A 16,431-nucleotide genomic window follows, 5' to 3' on the forward strand; every position below is an offset into this window, starting at 1 on the left:
CCGTCCGGAGAATCCGCGCCCTCGCGATGACCTGCCGCCGCCGGGCGGCTCCTGCCATTCGGCTACTTCAGTGAGATGGACCGGTCGACGAACTCGTCGGTGGCCACATCGGCGGGCTTGAGCCCCGGGGCGGGCGGCGTCCCGGCCGTGGTGAGCGCCGGGGTCAGGCGTCCGATCAGGCTCTGGACCCGGCTGGTGTCGAAGGTCCCGAAGACCCCGTCGGTGCCGTTGGCGACCAGCCCGAGCTCCTGCTGCCTGGTGTTCCCGTCCTCGAGCAGGCCGGTCGACAGCTCGTAGCCGGCGGTGTCCAGCTTCGAGGTGACCTCGATCATCAGGTCGTTGGCCCGCTTCGGGTCGGCCAGGTAGTCGACCATCGCGCGCTGGAACAGCGGCACGAGCGCCGTCAGGCAGTCCTGGCTGGCCGCCAGCTTGTCCTTGCGGACGGCGAGCACGTTCGCGTACGCCGGGTACTCGTCGCCGACGAGGACGTACTTCACCGGCTTCGCCCACTCCTTGACGTCGTGTTCGAGCCGGTACGGCTCGTCGGTGACGAACCCGACCTGGACGATGCCGCCGTCCTCGGCGACGAAACGGCTCACGCTACCGTCGTAGGAGTTGTCGACCTGGGACCGCTGCAGGAGGCCCTCGCCGATCAGGACGTTCATGTACGCCTCGTCGCCGACCAGCACGGTCCTGCCCGACTTGCCGATGTCGGCGACCGACTTGAAGTCGAGCGACGGATCGCCCCAGAAGAACATCAGCGGCGACTTCGCGTAGGGCGCGAGGACCGCGACCGACGGGTGCTCCGCGGAGTTGCGGATCACCTCGTCCAGGTCCAGGTAGCCGAGCAGGATGTCGTCGTCGGTCTCGAACAGCGACGACACCGAGTCGAAGCCGACCGCCGGCCCGCCGGAACGGATCTCGAGGTTCACCCCGGTGGCGCCGAGCGGCCCGGTCACCTTGAAATCACCCGTGTCGATCTTCGGATTCGCGCCGAGGAGCTGGTAGGTGGCGCCGTAGTCGACCTCCGGCCACCAGCTCGTCTGCACGACGACGGTGTCCGGGCAGACCCCCTTGAGCGGGGTGGTGTAGCTCGCCCCGGCGGCCGTCCCGCCGGCACCGCCGGCGGTCGCGGGCTCGTCCTGGGAGTCGCCGCAGGCGACCAGGCCGAAGGCCAGCCCCATGGAACAGACCAGGGCCGCCACCGTACGAAGTCTCGTCACGTGTGCTGCTCTCCTCGGCGCAGGAAGGAAGGGAGGAACGCGGGAAGCGGACCCAGGAGAGGCAAGTCGCCACAGTGACAACCGCATGCCGTATCCGTCACCCCCGATATGGGCGATAGCCTCCCACGTCCGACACGTCTCGGAGCAAGCGCCTCCCGGCTCACGCCTCCAGGAACCGCAGAACCGCCAGGACCCGGCGGTGGTCGGTGTCGGTGGGCGGCAGGTCGAGTTTGACGAAGATGCTGCTCACGTACTTCTCGACCGCGCTGTGACTGACCTTCAGCGCGGTGACGATGCCGTTGTTCGAGCGGCCCTCCGCCATCAGCCGCAGCACCTCCTGCTCGCGCGGCGTCAGCCGCTCCAGTGGGTCCGTGCGGCGCCGGACCATCAGCTGGGCGACCACCTCCGGGTCGAGCGCGGTGCCGCCCGCGGCCACCCGGCGCAGCGAGTCGAGGAAGCTCGGCACCTGGGCGACCCGGTCCTTGAGCAGGTAGCCGACGCCGCTGGTCCGGGTGGACAGCAGGTCGGTGGCGTACCGCTCCTCGACGTACTGGGAGAGCACCAGCACCGCGATCCGCGGGTACTGGCGGCCGATCACCAGCGCGGCCTGGATGCCCTCGTCGGTGTGCGTCGGCGGCATGCGGACGTCGACGACGACCAGCTCCGGCTGGTGCTCGCCCACCGCGGTCAGCAGTTCGTCGGCGTTCCCCACCGCCGCGGCGACCGTGAAGCCGCCGTCGGTGAGCAGCTTCGTCAGGCCGACCCGGATCAGCAGCGAGTCCTCGGCGATCACTACTCGCACGGCAGCTCCACGATGACGGCAGCTCCACGATGATCGATGTCGGCCCGCCGACCGGGCTGACCACGGTCATGGTCCCGTCCACGGCGGCGGCCCGTTGCGCGAGCCCACGCAGCCCGCTGCCACCGGCCGGACCGCCTGCCAGCGGGCCGTTTCCGGTCAGACGACCCGGCGCCGGGTCGTCTGCCGGCGGGCTGGCCGCACCGCCCCGGCCGTCGTCGCTGACGACGACCCGCAGCCGCTCGCCCACCCGCTCGACGACGACCCCGGCGCGGCTGGCCGCGGCGTGCCGGACCACGTTCGTCAGCGCCTCGGAGACCACGAAGTAGGCGATCGCCTCGATGCTCGGCGCGCACCGCCGGGGCAGGTCCACCCGCAGCTCTACCGGCAGCGGCGCCCGGGCGACTATCCCGGACAGGGCCGCGTCCAGGCCACGGTCGTTGAGCACCGCCGGGTGCAGGCCGCGCACGAACTCGCGCAGCTCAACGAGGGTCTCCGTGGCCTCGTCGTGGGCCTGCTCGATGGCGAGACGGGCCGCCTCGGGCGCGTCGGCGAGCGCCGCCCGGGCCATGCCCAGGTTCATCGCCAGCGACAGCAGGCGCTGCTGGGTGCCGTCGTGGAGATCGCGTTCGATGCGGCGCCGCTCGGCGTCGGTCGCGGCGACGATCTCGGCGCGGCTGCGCGCCAGCGCCTCGACCTGCCGGGCCAGCGTCTCCGCCCGGGTCGGCCCCAGCAGGCGGCGGGCCGCCCGCTCGTCGGCCCGGGCCACCGTGCAGGCCACCCGCGGCGCGGCCAGCAGCCAGCCGAGCGCCACCGCGATCCCGCCGGCGACCCCGGTGACCAGCGTCGACAGGTGGTAGCCGAGCTGGCGAGCGCTCCGGGCGGCGAGGCGTCCCCCCGACCGCGACGGCCGTGCGCCGCTCGACGGCCGTGCACCGCGCGCCGGCCGGCGTCCCGGAGCCTCGATGTCGACGTCCAGGAAGGTCGCGAAGCGGGCGCGCTGCATGCCGGCGAGCCCGCGCACCGCCGCCAGCGCGGCGAGCGGCCCGGCGGGGACGGCGACGACGTAGCCGACCGCGAGCAGCCAGTGCCCGGTCGGGCCCTCGACCAGGCTGTAGACCGCGGCCAGCCAGAGCACGGCGATGAGGCCGAGGACGGCCCAGGTCACGAGCCCGGCCAGCAGGCCGGCCAGGGTGTGCGCGGTGGCCCGGCCGGTGCCCGCGGCCCGCTGCGGCCAGCGGCGCGGCCGGCCCGGCACGACCTGTACAGATGTCACGGCATCGGCAGGTGTCACGGCATCCGTGGGTGTCACGGCGTCAACGGTAGGCAGCGGCCGTTCCGGGAGCCATGAGGTGCACCTGCCCGCGGGAGTGCGGAAAACCGCAGTCCCGACCGGCTGGCCGCCGCAGCGACGGGGCTGTCCGCCGCTGCGAGCGTCATCGTCACCGCACCGGGAGCACGCAGCACGGGAGGACAACAGCGGATGATCGAGGCACGCGGTCTCACCAAGAGATACGGGGAGAAGGTCGCCGTCGACGACCTGACCTTCACCGTCCGGCCGGGGATCGTCACCGGCTTCCTCGGGCCGAACGGCGCCGGCAAGTCGACGACCATGCGGATGATCCTCGGGCTCGACACCCCGAGCGGCGGGTCGGTCACCGTCAACGGCCGGCCGTACCGGGAACACACCGCGCCGCTGCGCGAGGCGGGCGCGTTGCTGGAGGCCCGGTCGGTCCACCCGGGCCGCGCCGCGCGCCTGCACCTGCTCGCCCTCGCCCGGAGCAACGGCATCCGCCGGTCCCGGGTCGACGACGTGATCGACGCGGTCGGGCTGCGCGAGGTCGCCTCCCGCTGGGCCGGCGGGTTCTCCCTCGGCATGTCGCAGCGGCTGGGCATCGCGACGGCGCTGCTCGGCGACCCCCGCACCGTCATCCTCGACGAGCCGCTGAACGGCCTGGACACCGAGGGCATCCGCTGGCTGCGCTCGCTGCTGCGGGAGCTGGCCGTCGAGGGCCGGACCGTCTTCGTCTCCTCGCACCTGATGAACGAGATGGCGCTGACCGCGCAGCACCTGGTGGTCATCGGCCGGGGCCGGCTGATCGCCGACACCACCGTGGCCGAGTTCGTCGGTGCCGCGGCCCGCGGCGGCGTGCTGGTGCGCTGCACCGCTCCCGACGAGCTGGCCCGCCGGCTCCGTTCACCCGAGGTGCGGGTCGAGACCGCGCCGGCGGTATCCGGCGCTGGTGCCGGACCCGGGGCCGGGGCCGGGACTGTGGCCGGGCCGGCGTCCGGCGGACTTCTCGTGACGGGGCTGAGCACCGACCAGGTGGGCATGGCCGCGGCGGCCGCCGGGATCACCGTCCTGGAGCTCACCGCCCGGCAGGCCTCCCTCGAAGAGGCGTTCATGCGTGTCACCCACGACGCGGTCGCCTTCCGCCCGACCACGATGACCGACCGTCCGACCTCGATGACCGGAGGACAGCGATGAACCCGACGACACCGGCCCCGCGCGCGCCGCTCACCTCGACGGCCACCCTGGCCGGTCACGTCCCGACGAACGCCCTGGACGGCTCCGCCCCGTCGCCGTCGGCGGTGACGCTGCCGGCGTACCACGACGAACAGCGGGTCACCTGGCCGCGGGTGGTCGCCTCGGAGTGGACGAAGCTGCGCTCGCTGCCGTCCACGCTCTGGTCGCTGCTTGCGGCCGTCGCGCTGGTCGTGGGGTTCGGCGTCGTCTACTCGATGGTCCGGGTGGCCCGGCCGCCGGTGGGGGCGGCGGACCTCGCCGGGTTCGACCCCACCAGCGTGAGCCTCGCCGGCGTGCAGCTGGCACAGCTGGCGATCGGCGTGCTCGGCGCGTTGATGATCACCGGCGAGTACGGCACCGGTTCGATCCGCGCCACGTTCGCCGCGGTCCCGCGCCGGACGCCGGTGCTGTGGGCCAAGGCCGTGGCGGTCGCGGTGGCCACCCTGGTGACGTGCGTCCCGGCAGCGATCGTCGCGTTCGTCGCCGGCCAGTCGATCTGTCCGCCGAGCATCTCGACGTCGGTTTCGGCGAGCCGGGCGTCGCCCGCGCGATGGTCGGCTCAGGGCTGTACCTGGCGGCGATCGGCCTGCTGGGGCTGGGCCTCGGCGCGCTGGTGCGCAACAGCGCCGGCGCGGTCGCCGCCCTGTTCGGGACGCTGTTCGCGCTGCAGATCGTCGTCGGTCTCCTGCCGGAGGACACCGCGGACTCGGTGAACCGGTACCTGCCGGTCCCGGCCGGGTCCGCGCTCACCCTCGCCCGGCCGGACACGCTGTCGCTCGCCCCCTGGGCCGGCTTCGGTCTGCTGTGCGGCTACGTGGCCGTCCTGCTGGCCCTCGCCGCCCGCCGGCTGCGCCGCCGCGACACCTAGGATTCGGACGAGGCCCTGCGATCAGGGGGAAATCCCCACGAACGGGCGTCGCGACAGGATCTCGACGGAAAGGTTCCTAGGTGCCAGACGGGGACGACGGCGGACTCACAGCGCCGGGGCGGCCGGGGGTGGCCGGCCTGGAACGGCCGGGCGTGGCCGGCCCGGCGGCCCGGCCGCGGGGACGGGCGCGGGCGGGCGGTCTCGCCGCCCGGGCCGCACGGACGGTGCTGCCGCCGTTCGCGGTGTTCGCGGCCGTGATCGGCGTCTGGTACGCCGTCACCTACTGGTTCCTCGCCCCCCGCCGCCGGTTCCTGCTCCCCCCGCCGCACGAGGTCGTGTCCGAGGGTTTCCTGGACCGCCGCACCGCCGACGAGATCCTCACCGCGCTCGGCGGGACGGCGCAGGTCGCGCTCACCGGCCTCGCGATCGCCGCGGGCATCGGAATCCTCTCGGCGATTCTCATGTCACAGGCCCGCTGGATCGAGAACTCGTTCTACCCCTGGGCGATCCTTCTGCAGACGATCCCGATCCTGGCCATCGTCCCGCTGATCGGGTTCTGGCTCGGCTACGGATTCTGGTCTCGGACGGTGGTCTGCGTCGTGATCTCGATGTTCCCGATGATCACCAACACGCTGTTCGGCATCCAGTCCGTCGACGCCGGCCATCACGACCTGTTCACGCTGCGCCGGGTCGGGCGGTGGCGCCGGCTGCTCCGCCTCGAGCTCCCGAGCGCGCTGCCCGCGATCTTCGTCGGCCTGCGCATCTCGGCCGGCCTCGCGGTGATCGGCGCGATCGTCGGCGACTTCTTCTTCCGCCGCGGCGACGTCGGGATCGGCGCGCTCATCGACAACTACACCCGCGACCTGTCCTCCGGCCCGCTGTTCGCCGCGATCATCGTCTCGGCGCTGTTCGGCCTGGTGGTGTTCTGGTTCTTCGGCCTGGCCGCCCGTCTGGTCGTCGGCCCGTGGCACGACTCCGCCCACGGCTAACGCTGCACGCCCGGTGCGGCCGGTGCGGCCGGTAGGCCCGGAGCGGGCGTCGGGCCAGGATCCGCGGCCTCCAACCAGTACCGCCGGCGCTGGAAGGCATAGGTGGGCAGGTCGACCCGCCGGGCGCCGGTGCCCGCGAAGAACGCCCGCCAGTCGACGGCCTGCCCCCACTCGTACAGCGTGGCGGACGCCTCGGTGACAGCGCGGATCTCGGCGCGACCGGGCGGCAGCAGCACCCACGACTTCGCGCCGCGCGGGATGTCGACGCCGGCCTCGTCGCGACCCACGACCAGCACGTTCGCGGTGCCCGGGGGAACGCGGCACCCGGGCGACGCGCTGCGGGCACCCGCCGCCAGCAGTGCCCGCAGGTCGTCCAGCGACAGCGCGCCCCGCACGTACGCGGCCGCGGCCTCGCCCGCACCGTGCCCGACGACGGCGTCGGGCCGCACACCCCAGGACTCCAACAGCCGGCACAGCGCCACCTGTAGCGCCACCTGTGGCGCCGTCTGAAGAGCCGCCCCCGTGAGAGCCCCGCGGAGGGTCGCCCACTCCGCGCCGAAGGCCGGGAACGCGTCCGCCAGCGCGCGGCCGGCGCCGAGCCCCCACCCGCCCCCGCCGGGCAGCACGAGCACCAGCCCGGCTCCGGCGCGGCCGTCCAGGGCGGCGTCAGTGCTCTCCGGCGGGCCGGCGGCCAGAACGGTCAGGCCGCGCAGGAACTCCGCGCGGTCGTCGGCGACCAGCACCGCCCGGTGCGCGAAGGCGCTGCGGCCGGTCGCGAGCGAGAACCCGACGTCGGCCGGGAGGAGATCGGCCCGCTCGGTCACCAGGTCGAGCAGGCGCCGGGCCTGGGCCCGCAGCGCGGGCGCGGACCGGGCCGACAGCGGCCACGGCACCACCAGCCGGTCCACCGCGCGACCGGCCGTCCCATCCCCGGCTGCCGCGTCGGCGGGCAGCGGCTGATCCTGCTCGAGGATCACGTGCGCCAGTGTGCCGTTGGCGCCGAACGAGGAGACCCCCACCCGGCGGGGCCGGCCGGCGGTGTCCGGCCAGGGCACCGCTTCGGTCAGCAGCGCCACCGCGCCCTCGGACCAGTCCGCGTGCGGGGTCGGGGCGTCGACGTGCACGGTGCGCGGCAGGACGCCGTGCCGCATGGCCATCGCCATCTTGATGACGGCACCGGCGCCGCCGGCGGCCTGGGTGTGGCCCAGGTTCGACTTCAACGACCCCAGCCACAGCGGCCGGCCGGCGGGCCGTCCGCGCCCGTAGGTGGCCAGCAGGGCCGCCAGCTCGATCGGGTCGCCGACCGGGGTTCCCGTGCCATGGCCCTCGACCGCGTCGACGTCCGCCGCAGCGAGGCCGGCGTCAGCCAGCGCCCGGCCGATCAGCCGCTCCTGCGAGGCGCTGCTGGGCGCGGTGAAGCCGTTGGTCGCGCCGCTCTGCTCGACGGCGCTGCCGCGCACCACCGCCAGCACCGGATGGCCGTTGCGCCGGGCGTCGCCGAGCCGTTCCACCAGCAGCACACCCACCCCCTCGGAGATGCCGGTGCCGTCAGCCGCAGCGGCGAAGGACTTGCAGCGGCTGTCCGGGGCCAGGCCCTGCCCGTGCCGGGTCGTCTCCTCCCACAGCTCGGGGGTGGCCAGCACCGAAACCCCGCCGACCAGGGCGAGCGAGCACTCGCCGCGCCGCAGGGCCTGACCGGCCAGATGCAGGCCGACCAGCGAGGACGCGCACGCGGCGTCCAGCGTCACACACGGCCCCTCGAGACCGAGCGTGTAGGAGACCCGCCCGGACGCGATGCTGCCCGCGCTGCCGAAGTAGGCGTAGCCGTCAATGCCCGGGGGCGGTGGGCGCAGCCGGTACCCGTAGTCGTGGAAGATCACACCGAAGTACACGCCGGTGCGGCTGCCCCGCGCCGACCGCGGGTCTATCCCGGCGTGCTCGAAGGCCTCCCACGAGGTCTCCAGCAGCAGCCGCTGCTGCGGGTCGGTGGCCAGCGCCTCGTTCTCCGACATCCCGAAGAACTCCGGGTCGAAGTCGGCCGCGTCGTGCAGGAACCCGCCCCCGAAGCAGGTGAGGGCCGAGGTGTCCCAGCCCCGGTCGGTCGGGAACGGGGTGATGGCGTCGCCGCCGCCGGCGACGAACCGCCACAGCTCGTCGGGTGAGCGCACCCCGCCCGGGAAACGGCAGGCCATCCCGATGACCGCGATCGGCTCACCGGCCTGCGCGATCAGCCCCCGCAGCCGCTCGTTCTCCTTCATCGCCGCGCGCAGCGCCTCGACGAGGCGGTCGGGGGGGACAGTCACCAGGGCCTCCGGCGGTCCGTGTCGGGCTCGGGCTCGGGCTCGGGGTCGGGGTCGGGGTCGGGGTCGGGGCGGTGGTCAGGTGCCCTCGCCGAGGGCCAGCCGGACCAGTGTCTCGGCGTCCATCTCGTCGAACGCGCTGGCCGGCTCGCCGCCGCCGGGCGCGGCCGGCGGTTCCGGGTCGGGCGGGCCCGCGGGCGCAGACGCGGACGCAGGCGCGGGCGCAGGCGCGGCGGCGGGTGGACCCGCGGCGGCCGGAGCCACCTCCGGGAACAGCTGGTCGCGGAGGTGGCCGGCGATGGCCTCGGGTGTCGGGAAGTCGAAGACGAGCATCGGCCGCAGGCGCAACCCGGTCGCCGCGGTCAGCCGGTTGCGGAACTGCACCGAGGCGAGCGAGTCGAAACCGAGCTCCCGGAACGGCCGGTCCGGTGCCACCTCCGCCGCGGACATGTGCCCCAGCGCCGCGGCGGCGGTGGCGCACACGACGTCGAGCAGGGCCCGGTCCCGTTCCGGGCCGCTGGCCCCCGCCAGCCGCCGCGCCAGCGTCTCGACCGGATCATCGGCCGCGCCGTCGACCGACCGCCGGGCCGGGTGGCGGACCAGGCCGCGCAGCAGCGGCGGGACGGCCCCCGCCCGCGGTGCCCGCGGGTCGAGCCGCATGGGCAGCAGCACGGGGCGGTCCGCGGTGAGCGCGGCGTCGAACAGCGCCATGCCGGCCGCGGCGGAGATCGGCCGCAGCCCGTTGGCGGCCATCCGCTGGTCGAGCGCGGCGGCGTCGAGGTGCCCGGCCAGGGCGCTGCGCGGGGCCCAGTACCCCCAGCCGAGGGCGAGCGCGGGCAGGCCGGCTGCCCGCCGGTGGTGCGCCAGGGCGTCGAGGAAGGTGTTGGCGGCCGCGTAGTTCGCCTGCCCCGCGCTGCCGAACGCGGCCGCGGACGAGGAGAACAGAACGAAGGCGGCCAGGTCGTCGCCCCGGGTGAGCTCGTGCAGGTGCAGGGCGGCGTCCATCTTGGGTCGCAGCACGGTGTCGAGGCGTTCCGGGGTCATCGCGGAGAACACCCCGTCGTCGAGGGTGCCGGCGGCGTGCACGACCGCCGTCAGGGGATGCGCCGCGGGGATCGCGGCGAGCACGCCGGTCAGCGCGGCGCGGTCTGCGACGTCGCAGGCCGCCACCGTCACCCGCGCGCCCAGGGCGGTCAGATCGTCGGTCAGCTCCGCGACGCCGGGCGAACCGGCTCCGCCGCGGCTGACCAGCAGCAGGTTGCGGATCCCGTAGCCGGTGACCAGGTGCCGGGCGACCAGCCCGCCCAGCGTGCCGGTGCCACCGGTGATCAGCACCGTCCCGTCCGGCCGCCACCGTGCCCGGCCGGCGTCGACACCGGCGCCGGCGACCGGCGCGCGGACCAGGCGTTGTCCCAGGACGGCGCCCTCGCGCAGGGCGACCCGCGGCTCGCCGCAGGCGACCGCGGCCGGCAGGGCCCGCTCCGACGCCGGCGTCCCGTCGACGTCCACGAGCAGGAACCGGTCCGGGTTCTCCGCCGCCGCCGAGCCGAGCAGGCCCCACACCGCGGCGTCGGCGAGACCGGTGACGTCGTCGTGCGCGCCGACCGCCACCGCCCCCCGGGTGACCACGACCAGCCGGGCGGCGGCGAACCGGTCGTCACGCAGCCATTCCTGCGCCAGGGCGAGCACCGAGCGCAGGGCGGTTCGCGCGGCCGCCGCGAGATCCGGGCCGGCCGCGGCCGAGTCGCTGGTCACCAGCACGACCTCGGGGATGGCCGGCAGGGCCGCGGCCGCCGCCAGGTCCGGGCAGGCCGGGGCGTGGACGCCGGCCAGCGCGAGGGCCGTGCGCAGCCCGAGCGGGTCCGGCCCGAGCACCGCCCAGCCCGGCGCGCCGGCACCCGAGGCCCGTGCGGGGGCCACCGGCACCCAGTCGAGGGCGAACATCGCGTCCGCCGCCGAGGCGCGCAGCGCACGCAGCCGGGCGGCGGCCAGCGGCCGGAGGCCGGTCGAGCCGTAGGCCGCGACCGCCGCGCCGGTGTGGTCGGCCAGCTCCACCGAGACCGCGCCGGCGCCCGCCGGGCCGACACGCACCCGCACCGCCCGCGCGCCGGTGGCGTACAGCCGCACGCCCCGGTAGCCGCCGTCGACCGCCACCACCGGCTCCGACACCGCGGGCGGCTCCACGCCGAGCACCGCGGGCGGCTCCGCGGGCGGCTCGGCGCCGGCTGCCGGGAGCCGTCCCCACAGGGCCAGGTGGCCGGCCGCCTCGAGCAGCACCGGGTGCAGGCCGAACCCGGCCACCTCGTGCTCGCCGTCCAGGACGGCCTCGGCGAACAGCTCCGTCCCCGCCTGCCAGGCCCTGGTCAGCCGCGGGCCGTCCGGCCCGTGGCCGTGACCGGCGGCGAGCAGCTCGCCGTACAGCCGGTCGACGTCCACCGGAACCGCGCCGGGCGGCGGCCACGCCCGCGGGTCGGGTACGGACGCGGCCGGGTCGGCGGTGCCCGCCAGCGTCGCGGTGGCGTGCGCGGTCCAGGGCGCGTCCGCCGGGGCCCCGTCGGGACGGGCATGCACCGTCAGCGCGCGGTTCCCGGTGCCGTCCGGTGCTCCGGCGTGCAGCTGGAGCCGGAGCGCCCCACTCTCCGGCAGCACCAGCGGCCCGGTCAGGGCCAGGTCGGTCACCTCCGGGCAGCCGACCTCGTCGCCCGCTTGGATGGCCAGCTCCAGCAGCACCCCGTCCGGCACGACCGGGACGCCGGCCACGGTCCGGCCGGCCAGCCACGGCTGCGCGGCCGGGCTGATCCGGGCCGTCAGCAGCAGGCCCCCGTCGGCCATCGGGACGGCGGCGGTGACCAGCGGATGAGCCGGGCCGTCGCGGCCCGGCGCGGCGACGGCGTCGGCCGGGCGGGCCGGTGCCGGCCGTGGCCAGAACCGCCGGCGCTGGAAGGCGTAGGTGGGCAGGTCGGCCGGGTGGGCGCCGGTGCCCGCGAACGCCTCCCGCCAGTCGACGCCGACCCCGTGGACGTGCACCTCGGCCAGCGCGGCCAGCAGGCGGTCGGCACCCCCGCGGCCACGCTGGAGCGTGCTGACGACCACGGCGTCCCGGCCGGCGTCGTGCGCCGTCTCGGCCAGCCCGAATCCCACCACCGGATGCGGGCTGACCTCGACGAAGGTGTCGAATCCGGCGGCCAGCAGCGCCCGCGCGGCGCCGTCGAGCAGGACCGGTTCCCGGGTGTTGGAGTACCAGTACTCGGCGTCCAGCGCCACGGCGTCCAGCGGCCCCCCGGTCACCGTCGAGTAGACCGGGATCCGGGCGGGGGCGGGAGCCAGTGGGCGCAGGATCTCCATCAGCTCGGGACGGATGCCGTCCACCTGCGCGCAGTGCGTCGCGACCGACGCCGCGACCAGCCGGGCGCGGACACCCTCGGCGGTGAGCTCGGCGACCAGGTCGTCCAGTGCGCCGGTCTCGCCGGCGACGGTGACCTGCCGCGGCCCGTTGATCCCGCCGACGGCGAGCCGGCCACCGAAGCGGTCGAGCCGGGCGGCGACGTCCGCGGGCGGCAGCCCGACCGACGCCAGCGCGCCCCGGCCGAGCAGGCGGGTGGCCAGCAGCCTGCTGCGCAGCGCGATGATCCGGGCCGCGTCGGCCAGGGAGAGAGCACCGGCGACGTGCGCGGCGGCGACCTCCCCCTGGCTGGTGCCGACCACCGCGGCCGGCGTCACCCCGTGGGCGCGCCAGGCCGCGGCCAGCGACACCATCATCGACATCAGCGCGGGCTGGATCACCTCGATGGCCTCCAGCGGCGGCGCGTCACCGGCCCCGCGGATCACGTCCAGCAGGGACCAGTCGAGGTAGGGCTCGAACGCCGCGGCGCACTCGGTCATCCGCTCGCGGAACGGCGGGCACGACTCCAGCAGCTCCCGGCCCATGCCGGACCACTGTGATCCCTGCCCGGGGAAGACGAACACCACGCGCGGGTCGGGAACGGCCACGCCGCGCACGACGAGGCCGCCCGGCCGGCCGACGCCCGCGGGGGCCATGCCGTCGACGGGGGCCGTCCCGGCAGCGGGGGCGGTCCCGTCGGCGGGATCCTGGTCGCCGGCGAGCTCCACGAGGCCGGCCCGCAGCTCGTCGCGGTCGGCGCCGACCACGACCGCCCGGTGGTCGAAGGCGGCCCGGGTCGCCGCGGTGGCCAGCGCGACATCCGCGGCGGCCGGGCCGGGACGGTCGTCGAGGTGGGCGGCCAGCCGGCGGGCCTGGGCGCGCAGCCCCTCCGTGGTGCGCGCCGACACCAGCAGCGGCACCGGCCGCGGCGACGACGCCGGTGACGACGCCGGCCCGACCCGCGGCTCCTCGGTGGCGGGGGCCTCGCGGAGGATCACGTGCGCGTTCGTGCCGCTGATGCCGAACGCGGAGACCGCGGCCCGCCGCGGCCCACTCTCGCCGGCCCGCTCCCGCCCCGCCGGGGCGCCGTCCGGGAGCGGGCGGGCCGGCCACGCGACCTCCTCGGTCAGCAGCCGGACGCCGGACCCGTCCCAGTCGACCTGCGGGGTGGGCTCGTCGGCGTGCAGGGTGCGCGGCAGCACCCCGTGCCGTATGGCCAGCACCATCTTGATCACACCGGCCACGCCGGCCGCCGCCTGGGTGTGCCCGATGTTGGACTTCAGCGACCCCAGCCACAGCGGCCGACCGGCCGGCCGGTCGCGGCCGTACGCGGCGATGAGGGCCTGCGCCTCGATGGGGTCGCCGAGCTTCGTCCCGGTGCCGTGCGCCTCCACCGCGTCCACCTCGGACGGCGACAGCCCGGCGACGGCGAGCGCCTGGCGGATCACCCGCTGCTGCGCCGGGCCGTTCGGCGCGCTCAGCCCGTTCGACGCGCCGTCCGAGTTGACCGCCGTGCCCTCGACGACGGCGAGCACCGGACGGCCCGCCCGGCGGGCGTCGGAGAGCCGTTCGAGAACCAGCAGGCCGACGCCCTCCGAGAGGCCGGTGCCGTCGCCGCCCGCGCCGAAGGCCCGGCAGCGGCCGTCCGGTGACAGCGCGCGCTGGCGGCTGAACTCGACGTACATCAGCGGGGAGGACATCACGACCGCGCCGCCGGCCAGCGCCAGCGAGCACTCCCCCCGCCGCAGCGCCTGGACGGCATGGTGCAGGGCCACCAGCGACGACGAGCAGGCCGTGTCGACGGTCACCGCCGGCCCCTGCAACCCCAGGGTGTAGGAGATGCGCCCGGACATGACGCTCGCCGCGTTGCCGATGCCGATGTAGCCCTCCGTCTCCGCCCCGGCGGCCAGCGCGCGCGGGCCGTAGTCCTGGACGTTCGTGCCGACGAACACCCCGCCCGGGGTGCCGCGCAGCGTCGACGGGTCGATGCCCGCGCGTTCCACCGCCTCCCACGACAGCTCCAGCAGCAGCCGCTGCTGGGGGTCCATCGCCAGGGCCTCGCGGGGGTTGATGCCGAAGAACTCGGCGTCGAAGTCGGCGACCCCGGCCAGGAAGCCGCCGTGGCGCACATAGGAGGTGCCGGACCGCTCCGGGTCGGGATCGTGCAGGGCGTCGAGATCCCAGCCCCGGTCGGCCGGGAACCCGCCGATCGCGTCCCGGCCCTCGGCCAGCAGCCGCCACAGGTCCTCCGGGGAGTCGACGCCACCGGGCAGCCGGCAGGCCATGGCCACGATCGCCACCGGCTCGGCGTCCAGCAGGTCGTGCTCACCGCCGTGCCCGCTCCGGTCGCGGGACGCCACAGCGCCCGGGACGCCGGCGGCGGGCGCGTCGTCCGCGTCGCCGCCGGTGATCTCCACCCGCAGGAACTCCGCCAGCGCCAACGGGGTCGGGTAGTCGAACACCAGCGTGGACGGCAGCCGCAGGCCGAGCGCCGCGCCGAGCCCGTTACGCAGGTCGACGGAGGTCAGCGAGTCGAAGCCGAGGTCACGGAAGGCCCGGTGCGCTTCCACGGCGGTGGCGTCGGAGTGCCCCAGCACGGCCGCTGCCCGGGTGCGGACCGTCTCGACCAGGGCCCGGTCCCGCTCGGCCGGAGGCAGCGCGGCGAGTCTCCGGGCCAGCGGCGAGCCGGTTCCGGACGCGGCCGGGGAGGCGTCGCCGTCCGCGACGCCGGACGGCCGGGCCTCACCAGCAGCCTCGGCGTCCTCTGCGAGCGTGTCGAACAGCGGGCGGCGGCCCGCCGAGGTGAAGACCGGGATGAACCGCGTCCAGTCGATCTCCGCCACGACGGTGTGGGTCTCGTCGTGGTCCAGCACCTGCCGCAGGGCCTCGAGGGCGCGGTCCGGCTCGAGGTAGCCGAGCCCCCGTGCCCGCTGCCGCCGCACGCCGGGGTCCTCGGCTGCCGCGGCGCCGGCGCTGCCGCTCTCCGCCAGCGGGCGCCACAGCCCCCAGGCGATCGAGGTGGCCGGCAGGCCGCGGGCACGCCGCCGCACGGCCAGGGCGTCCAGGTGGGCGTTGGCCGCGGCGTAGGCGGCGTGGTCGGCGCCGCCCCACACGCCGACGACCGACGAGAAGAGCACGAACGCGTCGAGGTCGTCGGTGGGGAACAGCTCGTCGAGCCAGTCGGCCGCGGTGGCCTTGGCGGCGATCGCGCCGGCCAGGTCGGTGACCGAGGTGTCGGCCAGCGGGCGCAGCCCGAGCAGCGCGGCGGTGTGCACGACGGCGCGGATCCCCTCGCCGTCGGTGGCCTGCCCGCGGACGACCGCGGCCAACGCCTCCCGGTCCGCGAGGTCACAGGTGGCCACGGTCAGCCGGACGTCCCCGGTGAACGCGCCGTGGCGCAGCGCCGCGATGTCGGGATCGTCCGCGCGGTGCGATCCGGCGAGCACGACATGCCCGGCTCCCCGCTCGGCCAGCCATCCGGCCAGGTGGGGGCCGAGCGGTCCGGTGCTGGTGACCAGCACGGTTCCGCGGGGCCGCCAGCGCCGGGCGGGTTCGACCCCGCCGAGCGGCGCGCGCAGCAGCCGACGGGCGAAGGCCGTGCCCGCCCGGATCGCGACCTGGTCCTCGTCGGTCGCGCCACGCAGAACCGCTGCCAGCCGGCGCCGGGCGGACCCGTCCAGCGTGTCGGGCAGGTCGACGAGGCCGCCCCAGCGGGACGGGTGCTCCAGCGCGGCCACCCGCCCCAGCCCCCAGGTCTGCGCCTGCGCCGGGTCGGTCACCGGGTCACCGCCGCCGACGGACACGGCACCGCGGGTGAGGCACCACAGCGGCGCGCCGATCCCCGCGTCGCCCAGGGCCTGGACGAGTAGCAGGGTGGCTGTGGCACCAACCGTGCCCACGGCGCCGTCAGCGCCGTCAGCGCCGTCAGCGCGCGGGGGCCCGTCGGGGTGTGCCGTGCCGGTCAGCGCGAGCAGCGACAGCACGCCCCGCGGGTCGCTCTCCCCGGCGCCGGTCACGGCTCGCAGGCGCCCGGAGAGGCCCTCCCGGGTGAGCTCGGCGGGGCCGACCGGGACGCTGACGATCTCCGCGCCGTCCTCGGCCAGGGCGCGCACGGCGTCGGCAGCGAGCGGCGGTACGCCATCGGCGGCCGGGTACGGCGTGACCACCAGCCATCGGCCGGTAGCGGCGGCCGGGGCGGCCCGCGGCGGCTCCGGACCGAGCGGATGCCAACCGACGCGGTACCGCAGCCCGTCAAGATCCGTCCAACCGGCCGCGCCACCGCCGGATGCGGCACCGCCGGCCGGGCGGCCGTCACCCAGCAGCCAGTAGCGCTGGTTCTGGAA

The 16,431-nt window shown here is 76.1% G+C and carries 8 protein-coding genes and 2 pseudogenes; 3 read left to right on the top strand and 7 right to left on the bottom strand.

Annotated elements, in window-relative coordinates; all coding sequences use genetic code 11:
* Positions 1 to 62: 62 nt before the first annotated feature.
* The 3 genes and pseudogenes from E0504_RS49125 to E0504_RS54855 all read right to left on the bottom strand — a co-directional run.
* The gene (locus E0504_RS49125) at positions 63 to 1,205 is read right to left on the bottom strand and encodes a hypothetical protein (RefSeq protein WP_112106659.1); all 1,143 of its coding nucleotides are present in this window, start codon (positions 1,203 to 1,205) and stop codon (positions 63 to 65) included.
* Positions 1,206 to 1,383: 178 nt separating this feature from the next.
* Complete coding sequence (locus tag E0504_RS49130; protein ID WP_112106660.1) at positions 1,384 to 2,025, bottom strand: response regulator transcription factor; 642 nt, start codon at positions 2,023 to 2,025, stop codon at positions 1,384 to 1,386.
* A gap of 73 nt (positions 2,026 to 2,098) precedes the next feature.
* Positions 2,099 to 3,028, bottom strand: a pseudogene (locus E0504_RS54855) (sensor histidine kinase); the annotation flags it as partial.
* Between the two features lie 477 nt (positions 3,029 to 3,505).
* On the opposite strand from E0504_RS54855, the gene E0504_RS49140 reads away from it, so the two are divergent.
* Positions 3,506 to 4,510 (top strand): ABC transporter ATP-binding protein, encoded by a 1,005-nt coding sequence (locus tag E0504_RS49140; protein WP_131628014.1) that lies wholly within the window; start codon positions 3,506 to 3,508, stop codon positions 4,508 to 4,510.
* A 55-nt stretch (positions 4,511 to 4,565) separates the two neighbouring features.
* Here E0504_RS49140 and E0504_RS51085 read toward each other — a convergent pair whose 3' ends face one another.
* Both E0504_RS51085 and E0504_RS49145 read right to left on the bottom strand, forming a co-directional pair.
* On the bottom strand, positions 4,566 to 4,706 hold the full coding sequence (locus E0504_RS51085; protein WP_165938882.1) for a hypothetical protein: 141 nt from the start codon (positions 4,704 to 4,706) through the stop codon (positions 4,566 to 4,568).
* 51 nt (positions 4,707 to 4,757) lie between these two features.
* Positions 4,758 to 5,060, bottom strand: coding sequence for a hypothetical protein (locus tag E0504_RS49145; RefSeq protein WP_131628016.1), 303 nt, complete (start codon positions 5,058 to 5,060; stop codon positions 4,758 to 4,760).
* 39 nt (positions 5,061 to 5,099) lie between these two features.
* On the opposite strand from E0504_RS49145, the gene E0504_RS49150 reads away from it, so the two are divergent.
* Both E0504_RS49150 and E0504_RS49155 read left to right on the top strand, forming a co-directional pair.
* A complete protein-coding gene (locus tag E0504_RS49150) occupies positions 5,100 to 5,417 on the top strand; it encodes an ABC transporter permease subunit (RefSeq protein ID WP_131628018.1) in 318 nt (105 codons plus the stop codon).
* Positions 5,418 to 5,497: 80 nt separating this feature from the next.
* Positions 5,498 to 6,406 (top strand): ABC transporter permease, encoded by a 909-nt coding sequence (locus tag E0504_RS49155; protein WP_112106663.1) that lies wholly within the window; start codon positions 5,498 to 5,500, stop codon positions 6,404 to 6,406.
* Here the strand turns inward: E0504_RS49155 and E0504_RS49160 are convergent.
* Positions 6,403 to 8,709, bottom strand: a pseudogene (locus E0504_RS49160) (type I polyketide synthase); the annotation flags it as partial. The gene E0504_RS49155 and the pseudogene E0504_RS49160 overlap by 4 nt on opposite strands.
* A gap of 75 nt (positions 8,710 to 8,784) precedes the next feature.
* On the bottom strand, positions 8,785 to 16,431 hold a 7,647-nt coding region (locus E0504_RS49165), incomplete at its 5' end, for a type I polyketide synthase (protein ID WP_131628020.1).

The sequence above is a fragment of the Parafrankia sp. BMG5.11 genome (assembly GCF_004337455.1).

Excerpts from the sequence above, each read along its gene's own strand:
- E0504_RS49150 (WP_131628018.1), top strand. The coding sequence starts at position 5,100 with ATGGTCGGCTCAGGGCTGTACCTGGCGGCGATCGGCCTGCTGGGGCTG.
- E0504_RS49145 (WP_131628016.1), bottom strand. The coding sequence starts at position 5,060 with ATGCTCGGCGGACAGATCGACTGGCCGGCGACGAACGCGACGATCGCT.
- E0504_RS49140 (WP_131628014.1), top strand. The coding sequence starts at position 3,506 with ATGATCGAGGCACGCGGTCTCACCAAGAGATACGGGGAGAAGGTCGCC.